Annotated in this window: 21 protein-coding genes and 1 pseudogene; 15 read left to right on the top strand and 7 right to left on the bottom strand. The window is 63.6% G+C overall.

Annotated features, from left to right (window positions below; translation table 11 throughout):
* Window positions 1–106, top strand: a pseudogene (locus LQK84_RS15745) (IS110 family transposase); the annotation flags it as partial.
* 189 nt (window positions 107–295) lie between these two features.
* Window positions 296–556, top strand: coding sequence for a hypothetical protein (locus LQK84_RS15740; RefSeq protein WP_230829672.1), 261 nt, complete (start codon window positions 296–298; stop codon window positions 554–556).
* Window positions 557–638: 82 nt separating this feature from the next.
* Here the strand turns inward: LQK84_RS15740 and LQK84_RS15735 are convergent, their stop codons facing one another.
* Both LQK84_RS15735 and LQK84_RS15730 read right to left on the bottom strand, forming a co-directional pair.
* Window positions 639–1,247, bottom strand: coding sequence for an alpha/beta hydrolase (locus LQK84_RS15735; protein ID WP_230829671.1), 609 nt, complete (start codon window positions 1,245–1,247; stop codon window positions 639–641).
* A gap of 63 nt (window positions 1,248–1,310) precedes the next feature.
* Window positions 1,311–2,243 (bottom strand): VOC family protein, encoded by a 933-nt coding sequence (locus tag LQK84_RS15730; RefSeq protein ID WP_230829670.1) that lies wholly within the window; start codon window positions 2,241–2,243, stop codon window positions 1,311–1,313.
* Between the two features lie 124 nt (window positions 2,244–2,367).
* Between LQK84_RS15730 and LQK84_RS15725 the strand changes: the two genes are divergently transcribed.
* Entirely contained in the window at window positions 2,368–3,267 is a 900-nt protein-coding gene (locus LQK84_RS15725; protein ID WP_230829669.1) for a LysR family transcriptional regulator, read from the top strand.
* A gap of 18 nt (window positions 3,268–3,285) precedes the next feature.
* On the opposite strand, the gene LQK84_RS15720 is transcribed toward LQK84_RS15725, so the two are convergent.
* Entirely contained in the window at window positions 3,286–4,341 is a 1,056-nt protein-coding gene (locus LQK84_RS15720; RefSeq protein ID WP_230829668.1) for a sensor histidine kinase, read from the bottom strand.
* Window positions 4,334–5,029: a response regulator gene (locus tag LQK84_RS15715; protein ID WP_230829667.1), complete on the bottom strand. Its 696-nt coding sequence runs from the start codon at window positions 5,027–5,029 to the stop codon at window positions 4,334–4,336. The genes LQK84_RS15720 and LQK84_RS15715 overlap by 8 nt, the downstream gene beginning before the upstream one ends.
* Before the next feature lie 179 nt (window positions 5,030–5,208).
* Here LQK84_RS15715 and LQK84_RS25140 point away from each other — a divergent pair, with 179 nt between their 5' ends.
* From LQK84_RS25140 to LQK84_RS15700, 4 genes are read left to right on the top strand one after another with little or no spacing between them, the layout of a single operon-like run.
* Window positions 5,209–5,340 carry a hypothetical protein gene (locus LQK84_RS25140; RefSeq protein WP_269072122.1) on the top strand — a complete coding sequence of 44 codons (132 nt, stop codon included), beginning with the start codon at window positions 5,209–5,211 and terminating at the stop codon, window positions 5,338–5,340.
* A 55-nt stretch (window positions 5,341–5,395) separates the two neighbouring features.
* Window positions 5,396–6,571: an efflux RND transporter periplasmic adaptor subunit gene (locus LQK84_RS15710; RefSeq protein ID WP_230829666.1), complete on the top strand. Its 1,176-nt coding sequence runs from the start codon at window positions 5,396–5,398 to the stop codon at window positions 6,569–6,571.
* Entirely contained in the window at window positions 6,568–8,517 is a 1,950-nt protein-coding gene (locus LQK84_RS15705) for a MacB family efflux pump subunit (protein ID WP_230829665.1), read from the top strand. The genes LQK84_RS15710 and LQK84_RS15705 overlap by 4 nt, the downstream gene beginning before the upstream one ends.
* Before the next feature lie 2 nt (window positions 8,518–8,519).
* A complete protein-coding gene (locus tag LQK84_RS15700) occupies window positions 8,520–9,893 on the top strand; it encodes an efflux transporter outer membrane subunit (protein ID WP_230829664.1) in 1,374 nt (457 codons plus the stop codon).
* Between the two features lie 60 nt (window positions 9,894–9,953).
* On the opposite strand, the gene LQK84_RS15695 is transcribed toward LQK84_RS15700, so the two are convergent.
* The 3 genes from LQK84_RS15695 to LQK84_RS15685 all read right to left on the bottom strand — a co-directional run bounded on the left by LQK84_RS15695 (window position 9,954) and on the right by LQK84_RS15685 (window position 13,760).
* Window positions 9,954–11,681, bottom strand: coding sequence for an amidase (locus LQK84_RS15695; RefSeq protein ID WP_230829663.1), 1,728 nt, complete (start codon window positions 11,679–11,681; stop codon window positions 9,954–9,956).
* Window positions 11,682–11,683: 2 nt separating this feature from the next.
* Window positions 11,684–12,724 (bottom strand): agmatine deiminase family protein, encoded by a 1,041-nt coding sequence (locus LQK84_RS15690; RefSeq protein WP_230829662.1) that lies wholly within the window; start codon window positions 12,722–12,724, stop codon window positions 11,684–11,686.
* Between the two features lie 334 nt (window positions 12,725–13,058).
* Window positions 13,059–13,760, bottom strand: coding sequence for a phosphoribosyltransferase (locus LQK84_RS15685; protein ID WP_230829661.1), 702 nt, complete (start codon window positions 13,758–13,760; stop codon window positions 13,059–13,061).
* A gap of 119 nt (window positions 13,761–13,879) precedes the next feature.
* On the opposite strand from LQK84_RS15685, the gene LQK84_RS15680 reads away from it, so the two are divergent.
* The 8 genes from LQK84_RS15680 to LQK84_RS15645 all read left to right on the top strand — a co-directional run bounded on the left by LQK84_RS15680 (window position 13,880) and on the right by LQK84_RS15645 (window position 23,161).
* Entirely contained in the window at window positions 13,880–15,040 is a 1,161-nt protein-coding gene (locus LQK84_RS15680; RefSeq protein WP_230829660.1) for a M20 aminoacylase family protein, read from the top strand.
* Window positions 15,041–15,206: 166 nt separating this feature from the next.
* Window positions 15,207–16,241 (top strand): ABC transporter substrate-binding protein, encoded by a 1,035-nt coding sequence (locus LQK84_RS15675; RefSeq protein ID WP_442966969.1) that lies wholly within the window; start codon window positions 15,207–15,209, stop codon window positions 16,239–16,241.
* A gap of 106 nt (window positions 16,242–16,347) precedes the next feature.
* Window positions 16,348–17,172 (top strand): ABC transporter permease, encoded by an 825-nt coding sequence (locus tag LQK84_RS15670; RefSeq protein ID WP_230829659.1) that lies wholly within the window; start codon window positions 16,348–16,350, stop codon window positions 17,170–17,172.
* Window positions 17,173–17,175: 3 nt separating this feature from the next.
* A complete protein-coding gene (locus LQK84_RS15665) occupies window positions 17,176–17,964 on the top strand; it encodes an ABC transporter permease (protein WP_230829658.1) in 789 nt (262 codons plus the stop codon).
* Between the two features lie 7 nt (window positions 17,965–17,971).
* On the top strand, window positions 17,972–19,030 hold the full coding sequence (locus tag LQK84_RS15660) for an ABC transporter ATP-binding protein (RefSeq protein ID WP_230829657.1): 1,059 nt from the start codon (window positions 17,972–17,974) through the stop codon (window positions 19,028–19,030).
* A 10-nt stretch (window positions 19,031–19,040) separates the two neighbouring features.
* A complete protein-coding gene (locus LQK84_RS15655) occupies window positions 19,041–20,444 on the top strand; it encodes a dipeptidase (RefSeq protein WP_230829656.1) in 1,404 nt (467 codons plus the stop codon).
* A gap of 9 nt (window positions 20,445–20,453) precedes the next feature.
* Window positions 20,454–21,377, top strand: coding sequence for a nucleoside hydrolase (locus tag LQK84_RS15650; protein ID WP_230829655.1), 924 nt, complete (start codon window positions 20,454–20,456; stop codon window positions 21,375–21,377).
* Complete coding sequence (locus LQK84_RS15645) at window positions 21,374–23,161, top strand: adenine deaminase (RefSeq protein ID WP_230829654.1); 1,788 nt, start codon at window positions 21,374–21,376, stop codon at window positions 23,159–23,161. Before LQK84_RS15650 ends, LQK84_RS15645 begins: the two co-directional genes overlap by 4 nt.
* Window positions 23,162–23,180 lie beyond the last annotated feature (19 nt).

Here is a 23,180-nt window from a genome sequence, read left to right as displayed (position 1 = left end):
CGGAAAAGCACCAAAGGTCGCCATCACCGCCATCATGCGAAAGCTCGTCGTCCTCGCAAACGCACTGCTCAAAAGCAACCGCAAATGGACACAAAAAACCGCTTGATCAACACGGATACTCTAAGGGACGAGTTGTGCAGGCCCCCTTTCTGAAGAGGCTGCAACAAACTAGACTTCCAAGCCGCAGGCTCCCGCGGGCGACAATCGATTCGCGAAGGCTGCGGACACAAACGCTCGGCCATCCAGATGGCCTTGCTGACGAAGCACATTGATGAACCGACCGGAGGAATCCCGCATGAAGAAATTCCTGCTCACGGCAGTACTGGTTCTGGCAGCTGCAACCGCACAGGCTGCCGATACCTGCAAGTCCAAGGCCATCGACAAGAACGGCAAGCCGCTGGCAGGCGCTGCGCTGACGTCATTTCTGACGAAGTGCACCAAGGACGCAGAAGCCTCCTGCGACGCTTCGGCAAAAGACAAGAACGGCAAGGCACTGGCCGGCGCTGCAAAGACGGCCTACACCAAGAAGTGCGTCAGCGACACTGTTGGTAACTGATTGAAAAACAAGGGCGAGGAGGCAGCTTACGCCTCCTCGCCCCTGATGACGCCTTTTCAAGGCAATCCACGCGGAACGCGGCCTACGCTGAGGCCGCGAGGAACTGCGCAAGCGCCTGCAATTCGCCCTGCCGGATTTCGTGACCGCCGGGATGATAGGCGGTTTCAACGCGGCTTCCTTGACGGTCGAAATACGAAACCAGCTGTTCGGTCAGCGGAAGCGGGCAGATCGGGTCCCGTTCACCAGCCGTGATCAGGATCTCCTTGTCTTTCAACCCCTCCTGCGCATCCGGCTTCCACGGAATGAGTGGATGCAGAAGTGCGACCTTGTCGAACAGGTCGGGCTGTCGGAACAGGACCGAGGCCAGAATGTTGGCTCCGTTCGAATAGCCGAGCGCAAAGACGGGATGCCCCGGATTTTCAGCCTTGCATTCGGCAATGAAGGCCGCCATCCGCGTGGTCCGCATCTCCAGATCGTCCATGTCATAGACGCCTTCGCCGGTCCGGCGGAAGAAGCGCAACGCGCCGTGCTCGCTGACATCGCCGCGCGGTGCGACGATCCCGGCATCGGGCCGGATCTGCTCGATCAGTTCGTTGAACTGGAACTCGTTGCCGCCCGTGCCGTGAAAGGCAAAGATCAGCGGAGCGCCGGGCGACGGCGCTTTGGTGAATGCATGATAAGCGTGTGCCATGTCATCATCTCCGACAGGCGGACCCGCATTGCGGTTCCGCTGTCTTTCTGTTGAACGTCTGCGTCAGTCGGTGATCGGCTTCAGCAGGTCCTCGATCTGTGCGCGATGCGGCTCGTAACGCGTGGGCAGCTTCAGAGCCTGGCCGAGATGGGCCGTGTCTTCGTCACGATCGAAACCCGGTTCGTTGGTGGCGATCTCGAAGAGAACGCCGCCCGGCGTGCGGAAATAGATCGCCCAGAAGTAATCGCGGTCGATGACCGGGGTCACCTGATAGCCGGTGTCGAGAAGTGCCTTGCGGACCTCCAGCTGGGCCGCCCTGTCTTCGACAGCGAAGGCGATGTGGTGAACCGAGCCGGCGCCCTGGTGCGCAAACTGGCCGCCGGGAAGCGTTTCGATATCGATGAAATCGGCACCGTTTCCGCCCGGAATGGCATAGCGCGACCATTCATTCTTCTCATCGACCTTCTGATAGCCCATGAAGCCGAGAAGTTCGCGCGTTGCCCCGGAATCCTTCAGACGCATGCTGGCGCCGTGAAAGCCCTTGATGGCCTCGGCAGCACCGATCTCGTCGTGCAGCCAGCCCGTGCGATCGTCATTGTCGACCTCGATCAGGGAGAACCCGTCATTGTCGGGGCCGGCAAATCTCAGGCGCTTTTCGCCGAAGGCTTCCGTTTCCGAAAGGCCCTGGACCCCAAGCTTGCCAAGACGTTCGCGCCAGTAGCCGAGCGAGCCCTTGGGAACGGCGAAATAGGTTTCTCCAACTTCGCCGACGCCAGCCTTGCCGGCGGCGATATGGGGGAAGGGGAAGTAGGTCATGACCGAGCCCGGCGTGCCGACTTCGTCGCCATAATAGAGGTGATAGACCTCCGGCGCGTCGAAGTTGACGGTCTTCTTGACGCGGCGCAGACCGAGCGTCTTGGTGAAGAAGTCGCTATTGACCTGCGCATCCGCGGCCATCGAGGTCACATGATGCAATCCTTTGATTTGTGTCAGCATTGCCTTGGTCCTTTCTGCCAGGACGCCGTTTGCGTCCGTCGATGGGCAGAAGATGGCCCCGGTTCAGCACTTTGTGAATAGAAATAAAGTTGACAATATTATTGCAAAATATGAAATTATCGACATGAGCGATTTGACTACGATCCGCATTTTTCTGGCGGTTGCAGCCCACCGCAGCTTCGTTGCGGCGGCGCGGCAATTGTCCATGACGGCGCCGTCGGTGACGCGCGCCGTCAGCGCGCTGGAGGGCGAGCTCGGCGTCCAGCTGCTGCTGCGGACGACGCGGCAGGTGTCGCTGACCTCGGCGGGCGCGGTTTACGCCGCCCGCATTTCGCCACTGCTCGACCAGTTCGAGGCTGTCGTCGACGAGGTGCGGGCGCAGCGCGATCAGGTTTCCGGCCATATCCGGATCAATGCGCCGCTTTCCCTCGGCCAGCGCATCCTGCCGGGGGTCGTCTCGGGCCTGCGCGTCGAGAACCCGGACATCACGGTGTCGCTGTCGCTGACCGACCATTTCATCGATATCGTCTCCGGCGAGTTCGATCTCGCGATCCGCATATCCCGTGCCCCGCAGGACAAGTCGACGATCTGGCGGAAGATACGTCCCGTGCGGCGTCTCCTCGTGGCGTCACCGGGATACCTTGCGATCAACGGAACACCCCGCGAACCGGAGGACCTGACGGACGCCCAGTGCATCGCCTTCGACGAGGAGGCGCGGTCGGAGGATTGGGAATTGTCGAGCGCCGGCCGGACGCGGAAGGTGCATGCGGGAAGGGTGCTTGCGACCAACAATGGCGAGGTTTCCGCCCGGCTTGCGGAAAACGGGGAAGGCATTGCGCTTCTGCCTCACTTCATTGTGGAGGATGCACTTGCCAGCGGCAACCTCGTTCCGGTTCTGCCGGAATGGGAGCCGACGACGCTCTGGCTCACACTCTACTACCCCCCTTACGACAGGCTCCCGATGCGCGTCGCAAAGTTCTCCGACTTCTTCGAGAACTATGTCGCACGCGTCCAGCCTGTTTGAGGAGCGGTCGCGGGCAGCCTAGCGGCTCAAGGGAAGGCGGATTTCGACGGTCAGACCCGGGCCATCCCGGTCGACAAGCTCTGCCTCTCCGCCATGCGCCCGCGCGATGCCGCGCACGATCGACAAGCCGAGACCTGAGCCGCCGCGCGCGCGGGTGCGCGACTCGTCGGCGCGCCAGAAGCGTTCGAACGCCCGTTCCCGACCTTCGGGCGAAAGGCCGGGGCCATTGTCGGAAATGCGGATGAAGGCAAATTCCGCTGCCCGTCCGGTTTCGATCGTCACGATGCTTGCCGGCGCATAGCGGATGCAGTTTTGCAAAAGGGCGTGCAGCGCCTGCCGAAGCTTGGCGCCGTCGGCGCGGGTCTCGACCGGCGTGAGTTTCACCCGAACGGAAATTCCGGCGACAGAGAGTTCCTGTTCGACGAGGGACAGGACGGCCTCGATCTCGCGGGTGACGTCCACGGGCCGAAGATCGAGTTCGAGCCTGCCGGCATTGGCCATGGCAAGCGTGCGCAGTTCTTCGACGATGCCTGAAAGGTCGTCAACGTGTTCGATCAGGCGCAGGTAGAGCTCCGGGGTCGCTTCGAAAGCCCCGTCATGCAGGCCCTGCAGGCGTCCCCGCAGGATCGTCAGCGGCGTGCGCAATTCATGGGCGATGGAGGAGTTGGCATATTTGAGCTCGGCTTCCGTCTTTTCCAGACGCTCCGCCATGGTGTTGAAGTCGGCCAGAAGGCTGCTCGCCTCGCCGAAGCTCCAGCGCACCTTCTGTGCGCGGGCGGTGAAATCCCCGGCGGCAATGGTGCGGGCGGCGACGGCGACGGAATGGAGCGGCCTTGCAATGTTCTGCGCCAGCCGCCAGCCGACGAAGGAGGCCGCGAGGATCCCGGTGGCGAGGATCGTGCCGAGGACGACGAAATCGATGAGCTGCCATTTCTCGTCATAGCCGATCTCGGGATAGAGCCAGGGATAGAGGATGAAATAGAACATCGTCATCCCGCCATACATGACGGCGAAAGCCAGCAGCGTCAGCCCGATCGTGCTGATGAGGATATGGGTGTTGAGCGGCTTAGCCATGCGGGGCAGCCAGTTTGTAGCCGACGCCCCTGACGCTGGTCAGCAGGCCGTCCGCACCGGCGGAAGCGAGCTTGCGCCGCAGGTTCGACAGATGGCTGTCCACCGTGCGGTTGAGCGCATCGCCTTCCGGCAGGCAGGCGTCGACGAGTTCGGAGCGTTCGAACACCCGGTTGGGCGATCCTGCCAGATGGCGGAGAAGCCGGAACTCCGTCTTGGTGAGCTCCAGCGCAACCGAGCCATCCGCCGTATCGATCCGGGCGGAATGGGCTTGCGGGTCGATCGTCAGCGGGCCGACGCGGAGCATGCTTCCCGAAAGCCGTCCGAAGGTTCTGCGCAGCACGGCCTTGGCACGCGCCACGACTTCCATCGGGTTGAAGGGTTTCACCACATAATCGTCCGCGCCGATCCTCAGCGCCTGCAGCTTGTCGAGATCTTCGGCCAGCGCGGTGACCATGATCACCGGCGTGTCGCCGCGCCGGCGGATGGCGGCCAGAACCTCGTAGCCGTCCTGACCGGGAAGCTTGACATCGAGGATGACGAGATCGGGCTTCAGCATGGCGTGATGGGCAAGGCCAACGACGCCGTCGCCCGCGCTGATCGTGCGAAACCCTTCGCGAATGAAATAGGTTTCGATGATGTCCGCAATCTCGGGCTCGTCTTCGATCACGAGAATGAGTGCGTTCTCCATGGCCTGCTATCCTTGATGCACCTTCAAAAGTTGCCCCAAAAGAAGCATCCGGACCACAAAGGTCAACGCATTCTTGGCGCCTCCACGAAATCTCCATGGAAGCTGCGCGAAATCTGAATGCCGCGCGAGGAAAGAGGTCTCGAGCCCGGAAGCGGGCTTCATGCAAGGAGACCGCACCCGTGGAAGACAGGCATTCGATCGTCATTCTCTTTCTCATTTTCCTGTTCGCCGTTCTGACCGTCAAGACGATCGTCCGGCTTGAAACCCATCGCCCCGCGCTGGCTGCCGAGTATCCGTCCGCGAGCCGCTGATCCGTTCGCGTGCCCGTCGTGCCCTGTGCCTTGAGACCTTGAAAGGATCGTCATCATGAAGATTGGAAGGACGCGTCTCGGCCTTGCGCTCGTGTCGGCCGGCCTTGGCCTCGGTTTGATCGGTGTCGTCTCCTTCGGCTCGTTCGGCGCGGCGGAAGAGGCGCCCCTGACCGAGCAGGTGAAGCTCGGTTCGGTCGAGGAGACCGTGTTGGCCAATGGCGTACTGGAGCCGGTGCAGCTCATCAATGTCGGGGCGCAGGTCTCCGGCCAGCTGAAGGTTCTCCACGTCTCCTTCGGCCAGACGGTGAAGGCCGGCGATCTGATCGCGGAGATCGATTCCGTACCGCAGGTCAACGCGCTGCGCATCGCACAGGCCGGACTTGACAATGCGAGAGCGCAGCATCGCTCCCGGACAATCCAGTTCCAGCAGGCCGAAAAGGCCTATCAGCGGCAGCGTTTGCTGGCCGGGCAGAAGGCTGCGTCCACGGCTGAGCTGGAGGCGGGCGAGGCGACCTACAAAAGCCTTGAGGCGGACATCGAGGCCCTGGAGGCGCGTATCGCCCAGGCCACCGTCGAAGTCGAGAATGCCGAGGCTAACCTCGGCTACACCAAGGTTCGCGCGCCGATCAGCGGAACCGTTGTTTCCGTCGTCGCCAAGGCCGGGCAGACGCTCAACTCGGTGCAGGCCGTCCCGACCATCGTCGTGCTGGCAGAACTCGATACGATGCGCGTCAAGGTGCAGATATCGGAGGCCGATATCGACCGGGTGCGCCAGGGGCAGGATATCCGCTTCACGGTGATGGGTCGTCCCGATGCGGTGATCAAGGCGAGCCTCGATGCGATCGATCCGGCGCCGATTGCAATAGCCAATGACACGACGCTCACGGCCGGCCAGGTCAATAATCAGGCCGTCTACTATACCGGCCGCTTCACCACGCCGAACCCCTATGGCCGCCTGCGGCCGATGATGACCGTGTCGACCACCATCGTCGTCGGCCATGCCGAAAACGTGCCGCTGGTGGCGTGGTCGGTGCTGACGCGCCGCGACAAGGCCGGGCGCTATCACGTCAAGGTTCTGACCCCCTCGGGTGAACCCACGGAACGCGTGGTCAGGATTGGTCTCACCGACCGCATCCACGCGCAGGTGCTCAAGGGACTTTCCGTGGGCGACCGGGTGATCGTGCCGGCTGACGGCGAAACCTCCAATCCGATGGAGATGCTGGGACTATGACCGCGCTTCTCGAAATCCGGAATGTATCGCGGACCTTCCAGGCCGGCGAGGAGACGGTCACCGCGTTGAAGGGTATCGACCTCACCATCGAGACGGGCGATCTTGTCGCCATCGTGGGCTCCAGCGGTTCGGGCAAGTCCACCTTGATGAATATTCTCGGCTGCCTCGACCAGCCGAGTGGGGGCGATTACCGCGTTGCCGGCAAGAGCGTGCTCGGCCTGTCGCCCGATGAACTTGCGGCTCTGCGGCGCGAGCATTTCGGCTTCATCTTCCAGCGCTATCATCTTCTGGGCACGCTGACGGCGCTCGAAAACGTTGCCATGCCGGCAATCTATGCAGGCCTTGATCCGCAAAGCCGCGCCGACCGCGCCAGGGCCCTGCTGGAGCGGCTGGGTCTTGCCGACCGCATGGATCATCGCCCGAACCAGTTGTCTGGCGGCCAGCAGCAGCGTGTCTCGATTGCGCGTGCGCTGATGAATGGCGGCGAGATCATTCTGGCAGACGAACCGACCGGGGCGCTCGACAGCCGCAGCGGCGAGGTCGTGCTGGAGATCCTGAAGGAGCTTCACCGCGCCGGCCACACGGTCATCATCGTCACGCATGACATGCAGGTCGCAGCCAATGCCGACCGCATCATCGAAATCCGTGACGGCCATGTCCTTTCCGACAGGCGCAGCGCTGAAAAAGGTTCCGCACCCCCTTCATCGACGGGGAAGCCCGGTGGCCGCGCCGGCTTTCTGGATGCATTCCGCCGCCGGCTTTCGGATGCCGTGCCGATGGCCCTGCGCTCGATGGCGGCGCATCGGGTCAGGACATTCCTCACCATGCTAGGCATCATCATCGGCATTGCCGCTGTCGTCTCGGTCGTCGGACTTGGCGAGGGCGCGCGCCGCAAGGTGCTCTCCCAGATCAACGAGCTGGGCGCCAGCACGCTTTCGCTTTATCCCGGCAAGGGATGGAATGACGAGCGCGCTGCGGCGATCACCACGCTGGTCGCCCGCGATGCCGATGCGCTGGCCGCGCAGTCCTATGTCGGCGGCGTCACGCCCTTCATCAGCGCGATCACCCGTGTCCGCTCCGATCGCGCCACCTCGAATGCCAACGTCAATGGCGTCGGGCCAGCCTTTTTCAGCGTCAACGGCATGAAAATCCTCAAAGGTCATGGTTTCTCGGCAGACAGTGTATCCGGGCGCAGGCAGGTTGCGCTGCTTGACGACCGGACGGCGGAAACCCTGTTTCCCAATGGCGAACCGGCGCTTGGCCGGACGATCATGATCGAGCGCATGCCGGCCGTGGTGATCGGCATTGTCAGCCGGCCGCGCTCGGCCGCCGGGGACAAGACGCTTCAGGTCTATGTGCCCTATTCGAGTGCATCGGGTCGGTTGTTCGGCGAGGCGACCAGTCTTTCCGGTCTCACGGTGCGCGTGGCCGACGGCGTCGATACGGGCTTTGCCGAGCGCGCAATCGTCAGCCTGATGACGCGGCGGCATGGCACGAAGGACTTCTTCGTCTTCAACAGCGACCAGATGCGCAAGGCGCTTGAAAGCACCTCGCAGACGATGACGCTGCTGATTTCATCCGTTGCCGTCATTTCGCTGGTCGTCGGCGGCATCGGGGTCATGAACATCATGCTCGTTTCGGTGACGGAGCGAACGCGCGAAATCGGCCTGCGCATGGCGGTCGGTGCGCGACGTCTCGACATCATGCTGCAGTTCCTCATCGAGGCGGTGGTGATCTGCCTTGCCGGTTCTGTGGTGGGCGTCGGGCTAGCGCTTGGCATGGGGCTGTCCCTGGGCGGCGCGGAAAGCGCCTTCCCCATGGTGATTTCGCCCAATTCCATTCTGGCCGCCTGCGCCGTTGCCGTGGCGATCGGGCTGACATTCGGCTTCCTTCCCGCCCGCAACGCCTCGCGCCTTGCGCCGGTCGATGCCCTTTCGAGAGAGTGACCATGTTCAGAGTGTTGACCGTCGCAGCGCTGGCCGCGACCCTTGCCGGCTGCACGGCCCTTTCGACGCCGTATCAGCGGGCAGAGATGCCGGCGGGCCCCGGCTGGTCGTCGGAGCGCAACGCCAAGGCCGTGGCGGCGGACCCGTGGTGGCGGGCCCTCGGCAGTCGCGATCTCGACAGCCTGATAATGGTCGCGGCCCGCGACAACAACGACATTCTTCTGGCAGCCCTGCGTGCCCATCGCGCGCGGTTGCAGGCCGGTCTGGTCGAGGTCGGGACGCTGCCGAGACTCGAGGGTAGCGTCTCGACATCCCGGACCTCTCCGCTTGATTCGGCACGCGACAACCGCGCCCAGTCCACGGCAAGCATCGGGCTTTCCTATGAGCTGGACCTCTGGGGCAAGCTTGCCGCGCAACGCGACATCGCGAGCTTTGAAGCGCATGCCACGGCCGAGGATTATCAGGCCGCGCGGCTTGCCACGATCGGCCAGACGATCGAACTCTATTTCCGCCTTGCCCATGCGAACGAGAGCCTTGCGCTAGCCGAGGCAAGTCTTCAGAGCGCAAGACGCGTCGAGACGATCATTGGGGCGCAGGCGGCTCAAGGGGCCGTCTCCGATCTGGAGAAGAACGAGGGACGGCAGAATGTCGAGATGCAGGCCGCCCGCATTCCCGATCTCGTTCAGCAGCGCCTCGTCCTGCGCAACGCCCTGATCGTTCTGCTGAACGGCAAGCAGAGCCCGGTGGCCGAGCCGCAGCGCCTGCCGGGCAGGGGCTTGCCGCAGATATCGCCCGGCCTGCCGGCGAATCTGATCGCGCGGCGGCCGGATCTGCGCGCAGCCGAATTGCGGCTTCGGGCGAGCCTGCGCGGCACCGACCTTTCGAAGGCGCGTTTCTATCCGGCAATCTCGCTGACCGGGTCGCTGGGAACCAGCAGCACGCAGCTTCTCTCCTTCCTCTCAAACCCGGTGGCAACGCTGGGCGGCAACATGGCGCTCGCCTTCCTGAACCTCAACGAGATGAAGTTCAGCATTGCGGTTTCGAAAGCGCAGTTCGAAGAGGCGGCTGTGTCGTTCCGGGGCAATGTGCTGACGGCGCTTTCCGAGGTTGCCAATGCGCTGGGTGCGCGGCGCGCAGCCAGCGAGCGCATGGCGCGCCTGACAAGGGCACTGGAGGCTGCCCGAACGGTCGAAAGTCTCAGCGAAGCACGCTATCGCGCAGGCGCCGTTCCGCTGCGCACCTGGCTTGATGCGCAGGAGCGCCGTCGTTCGGTGGAAGTCTCGCTCGTCGATACGAGACTGGCCCGCCTTCTGGCGGAGGCGACGCTTTATCGGGCGCTGGGCGGCGAACCGGGTCCCACGCCAGACGGAAAATGATGGCTGCGGCGAAAACCGGACCGGGCGAGGGGATCGTGTTCCCCTCGCCCGTCTCGATTCTTAAGGCAGGGGCGGCGTCCGCGGCGGTTGGGTGCGACGCTTGCCCGTCGCCTCGAAGGCGGCTGCCAGCGTGAGCAGGGCCACGTCATCATAGGCACGGCCGGCAAAGGTGAGGCCGATGGGCATGCCGATATCGCTCATGGTGCCCATCGGAACCGTGACGGTCGGAATGCCGAGATGGCGGATCGTGAGATTGCCGTTGGCGACCCACACGCCGTTGCGCCAGCCGAGATCGGCGCTTGCGGGATTGATATCCATATCGGCCGGACCGACATCGGCCATGGCAGGGAAGATCACCGCATCGAGGCCGAGCCCATCCATCCACTGTTCGAGGTCGATGCGGCGCGTCTCCTCAAGACCCCGCACGCCCTCTTCCATATGGGGAATGTCGGTGAAGGACGCATGCGGATGGTCGCGCACCTGCGTCGGATAATCCGGCAGGTAGTCGTCAAAGCCCGTGTAGCGATCAGGAAGGGCACCTTGCGGATGCGGAAAGATCCGCTTGCCATCGACTGTCGCGAGAGTCGACAGCGCCGGATCGCCATTGGCGGCGAGGAAATCGTCCCAGGCCCAGGCCGAAAGATCGAGAATCTCGCGATGCAGGAATTCCGGGCTGATGAGGCCTCTGGTGAGGATAGATGGCGCACCGGGACGGTCGGCCTCATAATTGGTGACGACCGGAAAATCGACCTCCACGACGGTGGCGCCAGCGGCTTCAAGATCGCGCCGCGCCTGCTGCCAGAGGGCGATGATCGAGGCGCGGGTCTCGATGGGTTTGCCGGTCGAGCCGCCGATGCCGCCTGCCGGGTTTGAGCCCTGATCCGGGTCGGCATTGATATACATGCGCGGCACGCCGAAGCGTTTTCCCGCGAGCGTCTGCTGCGCGCCCGATGCGCCTGTCGGGGCAAGGGACGGATAGGAGAGGGGACGAAGCGAGGCGGCGGCCGGAAGCGTGACCCATGGCTGGGCCCGCCAGAAGTCACCGCGGGTTTCCGGATCGTCGGCGACGATCACGTCGAGCAGTTCGAGCATGTCGGCCATGCTGCGCGTATGCGGCACCACGACATCCATGGTCGGCACAAGCGGCCAGTTGCCGCGAACGGAGATGACGCCGCGCGACGGCGTATAGGCGCAGAGCGCATTGCTGGAGGCTGGCGCTCGTCCACTCGACCAGGTCTCCTCGCCGAGCCCGAAGGCGCCGAAGGAGGCGGCAGTCGCGGTGCCCGAACCGTTGGACGAGCCGGAGCCGAACGCACTGGTCAGCCAGTCTGCATTGTAAGGACTTTCCGCCCTGCCATAGACCCCGCGCTGCATGCCGCCATTGGCCATGGGCGGCATGTTGGTCAACCCCAGGCAGATGGCGCCTGCGCCGCGCAGCCGCTCGATGGTGAAGGCATCGCGCTGGGCGACCAGATGTTCGAAGGCCGGGCTGCCCGCCGCCGCCGTCAGGCCCTTGACGAGATAGCTGTCCTTGGCGGTATAGGGAATGCCGTCGAGCGGCGAAAGCAGGGTGCCGGATTTACGCCGGTCGTCGGAGGCTTGGGCCTCGGCCAGCGCCGCCGGGTTCATCACCACGACGGCATTGAGCGCCGTCTGCGTGCCGGGCGCATCATAGGCGGCGATCCGGGCCAGATAGGCCTGCACGAGTTCGACGCTGCTCACTTCGCCCGAGGCGAGCGCTGCCCGCAGCTCCGCGATCGATTTCTCGACGACATCGAAATGGGCCATGATCAACCTTCCCGTTTCAGAGACGGCTGCTGCTGGGTGATGCAGTGGATGCCGCCGCCGCGCGCGAAGATGGCGCGGGAATCGATCGTCATCACGCGGCGGCCGGGATAGGCCTCTTCCAGGACCTCGCGGGCAGCTGCATCCGCCTTCGCGTCGCCAAAACCGCAGGCGACCACGCCGCCGTTGACGACGAGATGATTGACATAGCTGTAGTCGACGAAACCGTCCTCGTCGCGGATCTCTTCCGGGGCGTCGAGATCGAGGATCTTCCATGCCCGTCCGGCGGCATCCGTCGTGCCGGCAAGATAGGCGCGCAGGTCGCGCATCACGGCATGATCGGGGTGTTCGGGATTGGGCTGGCGATGAAGAAGCAGCACGCCCGGCGATGCAATGGTGGCGACGATGTCGACATGACCCGATGTGCCGAAGTCTTCATAGTCGCGGCTGAGACCCCGCGGCAGCCAGATGGCCTTGGACGTCCCCAGCGTGCGGGCAAGCTCTGCCTCCACACGCGCCTTGTCGGCATAGGGGTTGCGGCGCGGGTCGAGCTGGACCGTGTCGGTGACGAGCACGGTGCCTTCGCCGTCGACATGGATGCCGCCGCCCTCGTTGACGAGCATGCTCGAAACCAGTTCGGCCCCGCAATGGACGGCGATCTGGCGAGCGATCTCCGCCGATTTCTTCCACTGCGCCCAGCCGTGGTCACCCCAGCCGTTGAAGATCCAGTCGACGGCACCAAGGACGCCGGGCCGCTGGTCATCCACAACGAAGGTCGGGCCGAAGTCGCGCATCCAGAACTCGTCGAGCGGCATTTCCACCTGTTCGACATGGCTGCCCAGCATCCGCCGTGCACGCTCCCGTTCGGAGGGGTCGACGACCATGGTCACAGGCTCGAACTCGGCGACCGCGTGCGCAACGGTGGTCCAGGCCTCGTAGCCGGTCTGCTTCCAGTTGTCGCCGTCACCGAGGGTCGTTCCCTCACGCGGAAACGCCATCCAGGTGCGGTCGTGACGAGCGGTTTCAGACGGCATGCGCCAGGTCATCGGTAAATTCCCCTTTTAGGTGCCCTCAAGAAGGAGCGTGTTTCCCCCGGTATCATCGCGCGAGATACCCGGCCGGAGCTGAGCCAGCCGGCTGCGGTTCTGGCCTATTTCGTCGGCACGGTCCAGAGCGGAAAAGCTCCAATTCACGACGATCGAAGCTTTCGCGTACAGGAGGGTACTCGATGGCTCCGGGAGAGTGACATTCCGATTTTGCGGTTATAGCGTCTGAACTGATAATATAGCTTATGGAACCGCCGCCCAAACAGAGCGCAGCAACAGAATGCCGAACACCTGGCCCACCCATGCGGGACAAGGCCTACACTCCAGGCTGATTTCAGAACCACCTGCCGGCTTCCCCCTGCCGTAGCATCGGGGTTTCGAAAACGCCTCTTACGCGATCGACCATATCCGGCATCTCGGCGCCAAGCGCAGCTTCCCACCGCCGCGTCTGGAGCATGGCAGCGCCGATGGCGACGGGTTTGACGTTGACGATTTGCAGGAGGCGGAGGGCGGCGAGGATGGATGCGCCGCTGCTCAGGACGTCGTCGATCAGCAGGACGCGCTTTCCTTCGATCAGCGGCAGCATGCGGGGATCGATGAACAGCCGTTTTTCGTGGCCGGGACTGGTGATCGAGGAGAGCGGAATGGAAAGCTCGTCGCGATACCAGAACTTGCGCGATGTCCCGAGCGGCACATAGCGCGCGTGCCCGAGCTTGGCAGCGGTGGCAGCGGCGAGCGTCAGGCCGAGTGTCGGAAGGCCGACGACGATCTCCGGCTTCATGTCCTCCACGCGGGCGGCCAGCAGCGTCGCGAGCCTGTCGACAACCGTAAAACTCGCCTGATTGATGATGAGCGACGCCAGCGCATGTTCGCCATCGGCAAGCGGCCTGATCGGGAGGCGCAATTGGCTGCCGTCCGGCAGTCGTGCCGGATAGAAATTGCTGAAGCCCTTCGCCGGCTCAAGATCATGGGTCCCGGCAGGCACAATCTCCTGCCAGAATTCATGTGGCTGAAGGTCTTGGGATGAATGGTCCATCGGGCCTCGCAGGGTTGAAACTGAAAAGGCTTGCCGATACGCTCACCATCAGTCGGCATTCATGCCAAGCTTCCCCGCTCCGTGCAACACGGCTCCCCATCAGAACCAGCGGCATTCCCATGGACATTTCCGAACAAGACCTGCGCGATCTGACCGATCTCCGGCACGACCTCCACAGCTACCCGGAACTCGGGTTCGAAGAGGAACGCACCAGCGGCATCGTCGCCCGCCTGCTCAATCAAGCCGGCATCGAGGTTCATCGCGGCCTTGGCGGAACCGGTGTCGTCGGAACGCTGCGGGTTGGCAACGGTCCGCGCTCGATCGGGCTTCGTGCCGACATGGATGCGCTGGCCATGCCCGAGCGGGTCGAACGGCCTTACAAATCCCGTTTTCCCGGCAAGATGCATGCCTGCGGCCATGACGGGCACACGGTGCTCTTGCTGGGCGCCGCGCAGCATCTCGCCCGCACCCGAAATTTCTCAGGCACTGTCCACTTCATCTTCCAGCCGGCGGAAGAAGGGCGCGGCGGGGCGAAGCGCATGGTTGACGAGGGCTTTTTCGATCTCTTCCCCTGCGATGCCGTCTACGGCCTGCACAACATGCCGGGCCTCGCCCCCGATGAAATGGCCGTCGTGGCGGGGCCGCAGCTTGCCTCCTCCGACAGCTGGACCGTCGTGTTCAGGGGCATCGGCACCCATGGCGCCAAGCCGCATCTCGGCAAGGATCCGGTGACGGCAGCAGGCCATTTTCTCACCGCCCTGCAGACCATTGTCGGCCGCGTCGTCGATCCGCTGCAGCCGGCCGTGGTCAGCGCCTGCTCGGTCCAGGCCGGCAATCCGGAAGCACTGAACGTTATTCCCGACACGGTGGAAATCGGCGGCACGGCGCGCGCCTATTCGGCGGCCGTTCGCGATCAGCTTGAGACGGAGATCGGCCGGCTGGCCGAAGGTGTCTCCGCCATGTTCGGCATTGCGGCAGATTACAAGTTCCTGCGGCGCATTCCGCCTGTGGTGAACGACGCGGATGCGACGCGCCGAGCGCTCGGTGCAGCAACCGCCGTCTGCGGAGCGAAGGTGCGGACCGATTTTCCGCCCTCCACCGCCGGCGACGACTTCGCCTTCTTCTCGCAAACCGTTCCCGGATCCTATGTCTGGCTCGGCAACGGCCCGGCTGTCGAAGGCGCGCTCCATCACAATGGCGGCTATGATTTCAACGATGCGGCCATTCCGACGGGTGTTCGATTTTGGGCAACACTCGTGGAGCGGGAACTGACACCGTAAAACCACGGTATTTGCTGCAAGGCTGGAATTCGAGATGATTATTGCCAATGCAAAAATGAGTACGCTGGGTCCGCAATCCACCATTCTTTTGCAGTTGCGAAATGACACTTGCGGTCCTAGTCTGGCCCACAAAACGACCATCAAAGAAACAAAAGGGAACAGCTCCATGTTCAAATCTACCGTTCGCCGGCTTTCTGCAGCAACGCTTATGCTCGCCGGTCTCACCGCGCCGGCCTTTGCGGCCGACACTCTGACGATTTCCTGGTGGGGCTATAACGGCGACAAGCTCAACGCCAACATCATCGAGCCCTTCAAGAAGATCTGCGGCTGCGAAATCGCCTTCGAGACCGGCAACAATGCCGACCGTCTCAACAAGCTGAAAGCGCGTGGCGGCAAGGGCGTGGACGTCATCTTCCTGACCGACAGCTATTCGCAGATCGGCATCCAGGAAGGGCTCTTCCAGAAGATCGACCCAAAGACGATCCCGAACGTCAAGGAACTCTACGATCTGGCACAGGACCCGCAGGGCGGCTATGGCCCGGCCTACACGGTCGGCCGCATCGGCATCGTCTATGATTCGGCAAAGGTGAAGACGCCGATCACCTCGTGGAACGACCTGTGGCGCGAAGACCTGAAGAGCACCGTCTCGCTTCCGGGCATCACCACCACAGCCGGACCGCTGGTCGTTCTGCGTGCAGGCTCCCATGCCGGCGTCGATGCCTACAAGGATACCGACAAGGCATTCGAGGCCGTCAAGGCGCTGAAGCCGAATGTGGTGAAGAACTACAATACCGGCTCGGAACTGGTGAACCTGATCTCGACCGGCGAAGTGACCGTTTCGATTGCACAGGATTTTACGCTCGGCTCGATCAAGAAGGCCGTGCCGACCATGACCTGGGCCTCGCTGTCCGATGGCGATATCGCGACGCTCAATACGGTCAATATCCCGACCGGCTCGGAACATGCCGAACTGGCGCAGAAGTTCATCAACTTCCTGATTTCCAAGGATATCCAGCAGATCGAAGCCGAGCAGGCGGTCGATGCGCCGGTCAACAAGGGCGTGACCCTGACACCGGAACAGGCAAAGATCTGGACCTATGGTCCGGAAGCCATCGGCAAGCTCAACCGCGTCGCCTATGACAAGCTGAACGCGGTCAAGACCGACTGGATCGACCGCTGGAACGAAATCTTCGGCATGTGATCTTTCACGCCGGTTTGACGGTCGCGGCCCTAGCCTACAGGGGCGCGACCTTTCGCATCGGGGCACTCACCTGTCCCGGCGCATTCTTGTTTGTGGACCGCGTCTCATGAATACATTGCGAAAATGGAACCTGTCGCTGCCGGCGGCGCTTGCCGTCGGACTGCTTCTGGTCGTGCCGGTTGTCGCGACATTCACGACGACATTCACCCAGCCGCAGGGCGCATTTGCACCCTATCTCGCCTTCTTCAACAGCGGCTTCCGGCGCACGGTTCTGTGGCGGACGGTCGAGGTTGCGGTGATCACGACAGTGCTGTCGCTCGTCATCGGCTTTCTGACGGCCTATGTGATTTCCAAGGTTCCGGGCCGGGCGAAAAGCGTGATGATCGTGGCCGCCGTCTTCCCGCTGCTGACGGGCGTCGTGGTGCGCTCCTTCGCCTGGATGATCATCCTCGGCAAGAACGGCATTCTCAACGATTTCCTCCTCTGGACGGGCATCATCAGCGCGCCGCTTTCCATGCTCTACACCGAGGGCGCGGTCATCGTCGCCATGGTCTATCTCTTCGTGCCGCTGATGATCCTGACGCTCGTCGGCGTCCTGGACAACATTCCGAAGGATGTCATCGAAGCCTCGATTTCGCTCGGCGCCTCGCCCGCCTCGACCTTCCGGCAGGTCATTCTGCCGCTTTCGGTTCCGGGCCTCATCGTGGGCGCGGTTCTGGTCTTCACCGGCAGCTTCACCTCCTATGCCACGCCGCAGCTTCTCGGCGGCGAGCGGCAGATGATGATGGGGACATTCCTCTACCAGCGCGCCATGGTGACCTTCGACTGGGTCGGCGCCTCGACGGTTGCGGCCATCATGGTGGTGGTAACGATCGCCATCGTTCTCGTCATGGGCAGGATAGCCCGCAAGCTCAACCCGATGGCGGTGTGACCGATGACCGACCGTATTCACCCGCTTCTCGGCATCTTCGCCGCTCTGGTTTTCGTTTTCCTCGTCGGCCCGCTGATCATCATCATCGGCGCGTCGCTGTCGGACACGAACTTCCTGACCTTCCCGCCGCGCGGACTGACGCTGCACTGGTTCACCAATATCTTCGCGGTCACGGCCTTCAAGACGACGGCGATCACCAGTTTCGAGCTGGCCTTTGCCGGCACGTTGCTGTCGCTCGTCCTGGGCATCCCGGCGGCTTATGCGCTCAACCGCTTCCGTGTCGAGCTGCCCGCCTGGCTTTCCACCGTCTACGTCCTGCCGATCCTGATCCCGGAAATCGTCTTCGGCTTCTCGCTGATGAAATCCGTGACGATCGACAGCGGCTTTCCCGTCGGCCTGACGCTGCTGATCGGCCACGCGCTGCTCGTGCTGCCCTATAGCGTGCGCGTCGTCAGCGCGAGCCTTGCCGCGTTCGACTTCTCCATCGAGGAGGCGGCCATCAGCCTTGGCTCGCCGCCGCTGAAGACCTTCTTCACCATCGTGCTGCCGAATATCCGCGCCGGCGTGATTGCGGCCTTCATCCTGGCCTTCATCACCTCGATCAACGATGTGTCCGTATCGCTGTTCCTGACAGGCCCCGGCATCTCGACGCTGCCCATCCAGATCCTGGCCTATATGGAACAGTTCTTCGATCCCACCATGGCCGCTGTCTCCGTGCTTCTCATGCTGCTCACCGTCGGCGTGATGGCCATTGTCGAGGCGACGCTGGGCCTCACCTTCCTTACGAAATAGGTAGACCGTGACCGTATCGCTCGACATTGAAAACATCGCCGCCCATTACGGCTCGACCCAGGTGCTGAAAGACCTGTCGCTTTCGGTTAAAGCCGGCGAACTCGTTTCGCTTCTCGGCTCTTCCGGCTGCGGCAAGACGACGACACTGCGCCTTGTCGCGGGCTTTCTGTCGCCGACAAGCGGCACGATCCGGCTCGGCGACCGCGACCTCACCCGCCTGCCGGCCCATCAGCGTGACATCGGCCTCGTCTTCCAGAACTATGCGCTGTTTCCGCACTTAAGCGTGCTCGACAACGTCGCCTTCGGCCTCAAGCAGCGCAAGATCGAATCCGGCGAACGGACGCGCCGTGCGAAGGCCATGCTGGATCGCGTCGGCCTTGCCGATTTTGCCGAACGCCTGCCCGGCGCGCTTTCCGGCGGGCAGAAGCAGCGCGTGGCGCTGGCCCGCGCGCTCGTCATCGAGCCACCGCTTTTGATGTTCGACGAGCCGCTTTCCAACCTTGATGCGAAGCTGCGCGTCGACATGCGCGTCGAAATCCGCAAGCTGCAGCGCGCCAATGGCACGACCTCGCTTTATGTCACGCATGACCAGGAAGAAGCCTTCTCGATCTCCGACCGAGTCGCCATCATGAATGCCGGCCGGATCATGCAGCTCGACACGCCGGAAGTGCTCTATCAGCGCCCGGCAAACGCCTTCGTCGCCCGTTTCGTCGGCTTCGAGAACCTGATCCCGATGACGGTGAAGGCGCGCGACGGCGCAAGCGTGTCGGCTGAAGCACCGGGCGGCGCGGTGGTCGCGCTGTCTGAGGCGGAACTCGGACCGATCCCGGATCGCTTCGTGCTCGCCACCCGCGCCGATGGCCTGTCGGTGCAGCGCGAAGGGGCGGGCATTCCCGTCGAGCTGGGGCTTAGAACCTATCTCGGCCGCGCCTATCAATACGAAACCAGAAGCAGTGCCGGCAGCCTGATTGCCAATGGCAGCCTCGCAGAGCCTTTTTCGACCGGCGACCACGCCGTGCTTGTCCCGAAGCCGGAACAATGCTGCATCCTGAAGCCGGAAGCATGAGGAAACCGCAATGACGACGCCCCGCGACATGCTGGAGAGAGCGCTGGCCCATGCTGACAAGGCGCTCGACGACAATCTCGAACGGCTTTTCCAGCTGATCCGCATCCCCAGCGTCTCGACCGATCCGGCCTACAAGGCCGATTGCCGCCGCGCCGCCGAGTGGCTGGCGGCCGATCTCTCCTCCATCGGCTTCGACGCCTCCGTACGCGACACGATCGGTCATCCCATGGTCGTCGGCCACCGCAAGGTGGGCGAGCGCCCGCATGTCCTCTTCTACGGCCACTATGATGTCCAGCCGGTCGACCCGCTGGCGCTCTGGGAAAGCGATCCCTTCGAGCCCGTCCTGAAGCCGCTTGCCAATGGCGACACGGCGATCGTGGCGCGCGGTGCGTCCGACGACAAGGGTCAGCTGATGACCTTTGTCGAGGCCTGCCGTGCCTGGATGGCGGTTGCGGGCGAGCTTCCTGTCGATGTCAGCATCCTCTTCGAAGGCGAAGAGGAAAGCGGCAGCGCCAGCCTCGGCCCCTTCCTTGATGCCAGCGCCGAAGAGCTGAAGACCGATGTCGTCCTCGTCTGCGACACCGACATGTGGGACCACGATACGCCGGCCATCACCACCATGCTGCGCGGCCTCGTCGGGCAGGAAATCGAAATTTCCTGCGCCGATCGCGATCTGCATTCCGGCATGTTCGGCAATGCGGCGCGCAATGCACTTCAGGTCATGGGCGATGTCATTGCCAGTCTGCGCAATCCGGACGGCTCTTGTGCTGTTCCCGGCTTTTACGATGGCGTGACGCCGCTGCCCGAAGATGTGAAGGCGCAGTGGCAGCGCCTGCCCTTTGACGAAAAGGCCTTCCTCTCGGATATCGGACTGACCATCCCCGCTGGCGAGAGCGGCTATTCGGTGCTGGAACAGGTCTGGGCGCGACCGAGCTGCGAGATCAACGGGCTCTGGGGTGGCTATATGGAGCCAGGCTTCAAGACCGTCATCCCCGCCAAGGCCCATGCCAAGATCTCCTTCCGCCTCGTCGCCGGACAGGACCCGCTGCGTATTCGCGAGGCCTTCCAGGCCCATGTCCGGGCGCAAATCCCGACCGATTGCACTGTCACCTTCAAGGATCACGGCCTGTCGCCCGCCGTCGGCATGCCGATCGACAGCGCACCCCTGCAGGCGTCGCTGAAAGCGCTCACCGAGGAATGGGAAACAGAAGCCGCGGTGGCCGGCACAGGCGGGTCGATCCCGATCATCGGTGAATTCCAGCGCCGGCTCGGCGCGGATGCGCTTCTCATCGGCTTCGGCCGCTTCGACAATCGCATCCATAGCCCGAACGAAAAATATGATCTCTCGAGCTATCGGAAGGGTATCCGGTCGTGGATCCGCATTCTTGCCGCCCTTGCCGATGTGAAAGACTGAGAGCTCGCCATGGGTGTGTGGATCGATACGGACGTGGGCTTTGACGACATTGCCGCCATTCTCGTGGTGCGCCATTCCACGCTTGCCATCGATGGTGTTTCGCTGGTCTTCGGCAACAGCCCGCTCGACCAGGTGATCCGCAATGCGGGCGGCGCGCGGGCGGCTTTCGGCTGGGATTTCCCGATCCATATCGGCCGCGCCCTGCCCGTTCTGGCGCCGCTCGAAACCGCGCAGTCGATCCTCGGCGAGACCGGCATTCCGACCGCCGGACGGACATTGCCTGACGGAACTCTGCCCCATACCAGCCCGGCTTTCGACGCGCTCTGCGCATGGCTGGAAACAAGCGCCGCACCGCGCCGCATCCTGGCGCTTGGCCCGCTCACCAATATCGCAGCGCTGGCGCTGGCCCGACCGGACCTTGCCGCCCGGATCGACGATCTTGTCTGGATGGGCGGCGGCGTGACCAGCGGCAATCATACGGCTTCCGCCGAGTTCAACGCGCTGGCAGACCCCGAAGCCGTCGCCATCGTGCTTGCCCACCGACTGCCGTTGCGCATGGTCGATCTCGATCTTTGCCGCAAGGTGCTGCTGGAAGAAGCCGACATCGCCCCTGTCCGCGCTGCCGGCGGGCGCAATGCCGAAATGCTCGCCGATTTCCTCACCGGCTTTCTCGATATCGGCCGCAAGCGCGGTCGAACCGCCATGGCCTTCTACGATCCGGCGGCGGCCGCCGCCTTCGTGGCGGAGGAGATTGCAACCTTCACCCATGCCCGGATCGACATGGAACTCGCCGGCCAGTTGACACGCGGTCGCACCGTGGTCGAGACCCGCCCGGGCCGGCGCGCATTCAACGCCCATTTTGCCAGCGATATCGACAGCACCCGCGCCCGCGCCATCATCTTCGAAGCGCTCACCAGGGAGGCCGCCCAATGAGCCGCCCGGCTGTGCGAGAACCCGATGATCTCAATGCGCCGGCGCTACGGCGTGAGGCCGTTGCAGCCGCGCGCGGCGACAGGCCGCTCGATATCCTGATTTCCGGCGGCACGCTGGTAGACGTTGTCACCGGCGAACGCCGCGCCGCCGATATCGGCCTTGTCGGTCCGCTGATCGCGAGCGTCCATGCGCAAGGTGCGCGGACAGACGCCAAGACTGTCATCGATGCCGCCGGCACCTTCCTTTCGCCCGGACTGATCGACACGCATATGCATGTTGAAAGCTCAATGGTGACGCCCGCAGAATATGCGCGCGCCGTGCTGCCGCGCGGCGTGACGACGGTCTGCTGGGACCCGCATGAATTCGGCAATGTCGTCGGGCTTGACGGTGTCCGCTGGGCTGTCGAGGCGGCGGAAAAGCTTCCGCTGAGGCTCCTGGTGCTGGCCCCGTCCTGCGTTCCCTCCGCCCCGGGCATCGAGGTGGCAGGGGCTGATTTCGACGCTGACAAGATTGCTGAAATGCTCAGCTGGCCGGGCATAGCCGGTCTTGCCGAAGTCATGAACATGCGCGGCGTCATCGATGGCGATCCGCGCATGGCTGGCATCGTCAATGCGGGCCTGCAATCGGGCAAGCTGGTCTGCGGCCATGCCCGCGGGCTGAAGGACGCCGATCTTGCAGCCTCCATGGCAGCCGGCGTTGCCTCCGACCACGAACTGACATCGGCCGAAGACCTCATGTCCAAGCTCCGGGCCGGGCTGACGATCGAGCTGCGGGGCTCGCACGATCATCTCCTGCCGGAATTCGTCACAGCCTTGAATGGGTTGCCGCATCTGCCGCAAACGCTGACGCTCTGCACGGACGATGTCTTTCCCGACGACCTGTTGCAGGCTGGTGGGCTCGACGATGTCCTGCGCCGCCTGATCCGCTATGGGCTGAGCCCGGATTGGGCGCTGCGCGCGGCAACGCTGAACGCGGCCATGCGCCTCAAGCGCGACGATCTCGGGCTGATTGCAGCCGGCAGACGCGCCGATATCGTCGTCTTCGATGATCTGGAAAGCCTGCGGGCGCGGCATGTCATTGCCAATGGCACCCTCGTCTGCAGCCATGGCAAGCTGCGGGTCGAGATCGAGGACACGGCCGCCGGCGCACTCGCAGGCTCAATGAAGCTGCCGGCCCTGACGGCTGACGATTTCCGCATCAGGGCCGAAGGCCGCCGCGTGCGGGTCGCGACCATCGACCAGCCGCGTTTCACCCGCTGGGGCGAGATGGAGGCCGAGATCCGCGATGGCCATGTCGTCCTGCCGGAGGGCGGCACGTTGATTGCCGTTGCGCACCGGCATGGCAAGGCCGACAGCCGACCCAAAGTCGGCATCCTGACCGGCTGGGGCCATTGGCGCGGCGCGCTGGCAACCACCGTCTCGCATGACAGCCACAACCTCACCGTCTTCGGCGGCAATCCGGAAGACATGGCCGTGGCCGCCAATGCCCTGATCGCGGCAGGGGGCGGCATGGCGGTCGTCTCCGGCGGCAAGGTGGACGCGCTTCTGCCGCTGCCGCTTGCCGGTCTTGTCGCGGATGCGTCACTGGAAGAGGTCGCGGCCGGTTTCGCGAACCTGCGCGAGGCGGCTGGCCGGATCGTCGACTGGAACCCGCCCTATCTCGTGTTCAAGGCCGTGGTCGGGGCAACGCTTGCCTGCAATGCCGGCCCACACCAGACGGATGTGGGCATTTGCGACGTGGCAACGGGCAAGGTTCTGACGAGCCCGATACTCGCAGCGGAATAGGCCATCCCTGATCCTTGAG

It is taken from the genome of Rhizobium sp. C4, from assembly GCF_021026315.1.
Lineage (GTDB): Bacteria > Pseudomonadota > Alphaproteobacteria > Rhizobiales > Rhizobiaceae > Ensifer_A.
The sequence above is the reverse complement of the archived record's forward strand: the minus strand, read 5'-3'. Positions and strand labels throughout refer to the sequence as shown.